Here is a 3,477-nt window from a genome sequence, read left to right as displayed (position 1 = left end):
GCGGCAGGCAACGGTCGCCCCGTCGCGGCGCCCGGCATGCTCCCCCAACCTCTCGACTCCGCTCGAGCAGGGGGTACCCCCACTCGCCACACCGGCCGAAACCCCACGTACGTCCAGTACGAGGGCTTCCGGCCGGCACGCCGAGAGCACGTACCGGACGCCGCTCCTCAACGGGCAAACGTTGCCTGCCGCGGCACTAGCAGCTCCGCTACGAGGGCTTCCGCCCGGCACGCCGAGAGCACGCACCGAACACCGCTCCTTCCTCCACGGAGATCCATCAGAAGAGCCCTAGCCCAGCCCTAGCCCACCGTGACGATACGGACGGCGTCCCCGTCCCGTTCCGCGCCCGCCGTGCCCTTCGCCGCCGGCTCCCGCCACTGGCTGGCCGTGTTCCCGCCGACCCACTCCCGCCCCGCGTAGGTGACGCGCGCGATGTGCAGCTCGGAGGCGTTGGCCACGGCCCAGTGCGCCAGCTGCCAGCCGCGCTGGTCCAGGCTCCGCCCGGTGCCCGACGTGGTGTCTGCGCCGACCGGCAGGGTCACGGTCCGCCCGCCGGTCCCGTCCGTGGCGCTCGGGGACGGCGTGGGCGTGGCCGTCGACGAACCGCCCACCTGGGCACCGGCCGGCTCCAGCACATCCCGTCCGAAGTCCCGCACGAGCGCGGCCCGCACCCCGTCCGGCCCCGAGGCCCGGGTCGCGGCCGGGCGGCCCTCGCAGGTCAGCGTGGCCGCCGACTGCCCGGTGAGGGCCGCGGCGAGCAGCGCGGCATCCGGCTCGTGCTTGGCGTAGGCCTGCGGGAAACCGCTGCGCTGCACGCGCTGCGCGGCGACGGTGAGGGGCAGCCGGGTGTAGCCGGGCACCTTGACCAGGTGGTCGTAGAACTCACCGGCCGAGTACGTCGGGTCCATGATCTCCTTCGGCGTTCCCCAGCCCTGCGAGGGCCGCTGCTGGAACAGGCCGAGGGAGTCCCGGTCGCCGTGCTTGATGTTGCGCAGGGCCGACTCCTGCAGCGCGGTCGCCAGCGCGATGGTCACGGCCCGCTCGGGCAGCCCGCGCGCGGTCCCCACAGCGGTGATCGTCGCCGCGTTCACCGCCTGCTCGGGCGTGAACTCGTACGACGCCCCGTCGCCCTTGCCGGAGACCACCGTGCAGCCCGGTCCCCCCGAGCCCCCGGTGATGTACTGCACGACGAGGTAACCGGCGACCGCGAGCAGGGCCACGAGGGCGGCTCCGCATCGGAAGGCGCGGCCACGGCGCTTGGGAGAGGACGGCTCTGGCACGCCGTACAAGGTACTGGAGAGTACGGAGTGGCATGAGCCGGGTGTGGACAGTGAGGCCCGGGCCTGGCGCGTTAGGGTCGACGGCATGGCCGACACCTCGCTTGACCTCACGCTGGACGCCGCGGAGCTCACCGCCCGGCTCGTCGACTTCCGTTCCGAGAGCGGTACCGAGAAGCCGCTCGCGGACGCGATCGAGACCGCGCTGCGTGCGCTGCCCCACCTGACGGTCGACCGGTACGGCAACAACGTCGTGGCCCGCACGAACCTCGGCCGTTCGGAGCGGGTGATCCTGGCCGGGCACATCGACACCGTCCCCGTGGCGGACAACGTCCCGTCCCGGCTCGACGAGGACGGCGTGCTGTGGGGCTGCGGCACCTGCGACATGAAGTCGGGCGTCGCCGTGCAGCTGCGCATCGCGGCCACGGTCCCCGCCCCCAACCGCGACCTGACTTTCGTCTTCTACGACAACGAGGAGGTCGCCGCGGAGCTGAACGGCCTCAAGCACGTCTCCGAGACGCACTCCGACTGGCTGGAGGGCGACTTCGCGGTGCTCCTGGAGCCGTCGGACGGCCAGGTCGAGGGCGGCTGCCAGGGCACGCTGCGGGTGCTGCTGAAGACCACGGGCGAGCGGGCCCACTCGGCACGCGGCTGGATGGGCTCCAACGCGATCCACGCCGCCGCCCCGATCCTCGCCCGCCTGGCCTCCTACGAACCGCGCCGGCCGGTCATCGACGGCCTGGAGTACCGCGAGGGCCTGAACGCGGTCGGCATCGGCGGGGGAGTGGCCGGCAACGTGATCCCCGACGAGTGCGTCGTCACCGTCAACTTCCGCTACGCCCCCGACCGCACGCCCGAGGAGGCGATCGCCCACGTCCGTGAGGTCTTCGCGGACTGCGGGGTGGAGGAGTTCGAGGTCGTCGACCACAGCGGCGCGGCGATGCCCGGTCTGTCCCATCCGGCGGCGAAGGCGTTCATCGAAGCGGTCGGCGGCACCCCGATGCCGAAGTACGGGTGGACGGACGTCTCCCGCTTCTCGGCGCTCGGTGTCCCGGCGGTCAACTACGGCCCCGGCAACCCCCACTTGGCGCACAAGCGGGACGAGCGTGTGGAGATCGCCAAGATCCTCGCGGGCGAGGAGCGCCTGCGGAACTGGCTGACCGCCTGACCCCACCGGGACGCCCGCGGGTTTACGGCGCTTCATCGCGGACATGCTCACGTCCCTCGTTCGTAACCCGCGTAGATCTACGCTGAGGTGGAAAGACAGGCACGACGGAGGGAGCGCACATGGCGACCGGCAACCCCGAGGGGAAGAAGCAGCCGCCGGAGGAAAAGCGCCTGGGCCCGGTCCTCCAGAGGCGGGACCAGGTGCAGGCCAGCACCACCGACCAGCGGCTGCTGGACGAGCGGGCCCCCTCCGACTGGGTCCACACCGACCCCTGGCGCGTGCTGCGCATCCAGTCGGAGTTCATCGAGGGCTTCGGCACGCTCGCCGAACTCCCGCCCGCGATCAGCGTCTTCGGCTCGGCCCGGACCCCGGCGGACTCACCCGAGTACGAAGCGGGCGTGCGACTGGGGCAGGGCCTGGTCGACGCGGGCTTCGCCGTCATCACGGGCGGCGGCCCGGGCGCGATGGAGGCGGCCAACAAGGGCGCCCTGGAGGCGAAGGGCATCTCGGTCGGCCTCGGCATCGAGCTGCCGTTCGAGCAGGGCCTGAACCCGTACGTCGACATCGGCCTGAACTTCCGCTACTTCTTCGTCCGGAAGATGATGTTCGTCAAGTACGCCCAGGGCTTCGTGGTCCTGCCCGGCGGCCTGGGCACCCTCGACGAGCTCTTCGAGGCCCTCACGCTGGTCCAGACCCAGAAGGTCACGCGCTTCCCGATCGTCCTCTTCGGCAGCGACTACTGGGGCGGCCTGGTCGACTGGCTCCGCGACACGGTGATCGCCCAGGGCAAGGCGGCGGAGAAGGACCTGCTGCTGTTCCACGTGACGGACGACGTGGACGAGGCGGTGGCGCTGGTGTCGAAGGAGGCGGGCCGCTGAGGGGCTCTTCGAGCCCCGCTTTCTGTCCGACCGCTTGGGGTGGCGGGAGGACATAGGCCGGGGTCAGGGGGCGGAGCCCCCTGGTACCCGGGCCAGTGCCGCGACAGGCAACGTTCGCCCCGTCGCGACGCCCGGCACGCTCCCCCACGCTCTC

3 protein-coding genes are annotated in these 3,477 nt (G+C 72.0%); 2 read left to right on the top strand and 1 reads right to left on the bottom strand.

Annotated elements, in window-relative coordinates; translation table 11 throughout:
- Window positions 1-299: 299 nt before the first annotated feature.
- On the bottom strand, window positions 300-1,280 hold the full coding sequence (locus ABZ281_RS42750; RefSeq protein WP_356663458.1) for a heavy metal transporter: 981 nt from the start codon (window positions 1,278-1,280) through the stop codon (window positions 300-302).
- 85 nt (window positions 1,281-1,365) lie between these two features.
- Between ABZ281_RS42750 and dapE the strand changes: the two genes are divergently transcribed.
- Complete coding sequence (dapE, locus tag ABZ281_RS42745; RefSeq protein ID WP_356663456.1) at window positions 1,366-2,445, top strand: succinyl-diaminopimelate desuccinylase; 1,080 nt, start codon at window positions 1,366-1,368, stop codon at window positions 2,443-2,445.
- A gap of 119 nt (window positions 2,446-2,564) precedes the next feature.
- Complete coding sequence (locus ABZ281_RS42740) at window positions 2,565-3,323, top strand: TIGR00730 family Rossman fold protein (protein ID WP_053671679.1); 759 nt, start codon at window positions 2,565-2,567, stop codon at window positions 3,321-3,323.
- Window positions 3,324-3,477 lie beyond the last annotated feature (154 nt).

It is taken from the genome of Streptomyces sp. NPDC006265 (assembly GCF_040613555.1).
Lineage (GTDB): Bacteria > Actinomycetota > Actinomycetes > Streptomycetales > Streptomycetaceae > Streptomyces.
This window is presented reverse-complemented; position numbering and strand designations above follow the sequence as displayed.